Here is a 1979-nt window from a genome sequence, read left to right as displayed (position 1 = left end):
GACTCCCCCTCCTACTCGATCGGGGCTTGTCTCGGGTCGGGGGCATGATTTCATGGGTGTCGCGTATACAATGAGGACAGCCAACCACAGGGAGCCAGGCCACATGAACCAGCCTCAGGAGGTCCCCAGCCGCCGCGGCAAGAACGGCGACGGCGCCGAGCGCCACGAGGCAATCCACCGGGCGATCAGCGATGCCATCATCGAGCATCGCCTCAAGCCCGGCGCGCGCCTGCGCGAGGATGCCCTGGCGGAGGTGTTCGGGGTCAGCCGCACCGGCATCCGCAAGATCCTCCAGCGCCTGGCACTGGAGCAGCTGGTCACCCTCACCCCACGGCGCGGCGCCAGCGTCACTCGGCCCACCGCCGAGGAAGCCCGGGAGGTCTTCGATGCCCGCCAGATGGTCGAGTGCGGGCTGATGCCCGAGGTGGCTAGGCGGATCGGTGCACAGGATGCCGAAGTGCTGCGTGGGCTCTCCGCCCGGGAGCAGCAGGCCCTGAGGGAGGGTGACCACAGCGCGGCGATCCGCCTCTCGGCCGACTTACATACGCATCTGGCGCGACTCGCCGGCAACGCCACCCTGGCCGACTTCGTCGAGCGGCTCTGTTTCCGCTCCTCGCTGATCCTGGCGGTCTACGGCATCCCGGGCCACCTGGGGTGCGAGACCCATGACCACGAGGCACTGGTAGCGCTGCTGGAGGAGGGCAGGGGTGAGGAGGCCGCCACGCGGATGGGCGAGCATCTGCGTGCCGTGGAGGCCACCCTGGCGATCGTCGAGGAGGAGCAGGAGACGCCGGACCTGCATCGCATCTTCCAGGTTTGATCCTCGGGGCAGCGGCGGGCTTGCACCGCCGCATCGGCAGGGGTACATTCTTGTTGTATACAAAAATGATTCGGCATTGGTCTCAATGCCGTCATCCCGCTAACAACAAGGTGATGGAATGAGCGCTTCCTCCTACCCCCGCGACCTGATCGGCTACGGCCGCACGCCGCCCCATGCCAACTGGCCCGGCAACGCCCGGATCGCCGTGCAGTTCGTGCTTAACTACGAGGAGGGCGGCGAGAACTGCGTGCTCCATGGGGACGAAGGCTCCGAGCAGTTCCTCTCCGAGATCATCGGCGCGGCCAGCTACCCGGATCGCCACCTGAGCATGGAGTCGATCTACGAGTACGGCTCGCGGGCGGGGGTGTGGCGCATCCTGCGGGAGTTCGAGCGCCGCGGCCTGCCGCTCACCGTGTTCGGCGTGGCCATGGCGCTGGAGCGCCACCCCGAAGTAGCCCACGCCTTCAGGGAGCTGGGCCATGAGGTCGCCTGCCACGGCTATCGCTGGATCCACTACCAGGAGGTGCCCGAACACGTCGAGCGCGAGCACCTCAAGAAGGCGATGGCGATCTTCCAGCGCCTCTACGGCGAGAAGCCGCTGGGCTGGTACACCGGCCGCGACAGCCCCAACACCCGCCGGCTGGTGCTCGACGAGGGCGGCTTCCTCTACGACAGCGACTACTACGGCGACGACCTGCCGTTCTGGACTCGCGAGAAGGACAGCCAGGGCGTCGAGCACGACCACCTGGTGGTGCCCTACACCCTGGACACCAATGACATGCGCTTCGCCGCGCCCCAGGGCTTCAACACCGCCGACCACTTCTTCACCTACCTGCGCGACGCCTTCGACGTGCTCTACGCGGAGGGGGAGGCGTCGCCGAAGATGCTCTCCATCGGCATGCACTGCCGACTGCTGGGGCGCCCCGGCCGCTTCCGCGCCCTGCAGCGCTTCCTCGACCATATCGAGGCCCACGACCGGGTGTGGGTGGCGCGCCGCGTGGATATCGCCCGGCACTGGGCGGAGCATCATCCGGCGCCCGCGCGCTGAACCCAGGCCATTCGGAGTGGCTCGAGGCTGATCTGGTGACAGGCCCCGGAGTGCCGGACCAGATCGGGGCGCTGTGAATATGACCCTGTACGCTACCTCGGCCGTCCCTGG

General features: G+C 67.8%; 2 protein-coding genes. Both read left to right on the top strand.

Annotated features, from left to right (window positions below; genetic code table 11):
* Nucleotides 1-103: 103 nt before the first annotated feature.
* A complete protein-coding gene (locus Q673_RS20985) occupies nt 104-820 on the top strand; it encodes a GntR family transcriptional regulator (RefSeq protein ID WP_023004592.1) in 717 nt (238 codons plus the stop codon).
* A gap of 118 nt (nt 821-938) precedes the next feature.
* Nucleotides 939-1868 carry an allantoinase PuuE gene (gene puuE / locus Q673_RS20980; protein ID WP_023004591.1) on the top strand — a complete coding sequence of 310 codons (930 nt, stop codon included), beginning with the start codon at nt 939-941 and terminating at the stop codon, nt 1866-1868.
* Nucleotides 1869-1979 lie beyond the last annotated feature (111 nt).

The organism is Halomonas sp. PBN3 (genome assembly GCF_000475415.1).
GTDB lineage: Bacteria > Pseudomonadota > Gammaproteobacteria > Pseudomonadales > Halomonadaceae > Halomonas > Halomonas shengliensis.
The sequence above is the reverse complement of the archived record's forward strand: the minus strand, read 5'-3'. Positions and strand labels throughout refer to the sequence as shown.

What these genes read in the sequence shown, in the direction of transcription:
- Q673_RS20985 (WP_023004592.1), top strand. Translation starts at nt 104, where the DNA reads ATGAACCAGCCTCAGGAGGTCCCCAGCCGCCGCGGCAAGAACGGCGAC.
- puuE (WP_023004591.1), top strand. Translation starts at nt 939, where the DNA reads ATGAGCGCTTCCTCCTACCCCCGCGACCTGATCGGCTACGGCCGCACG.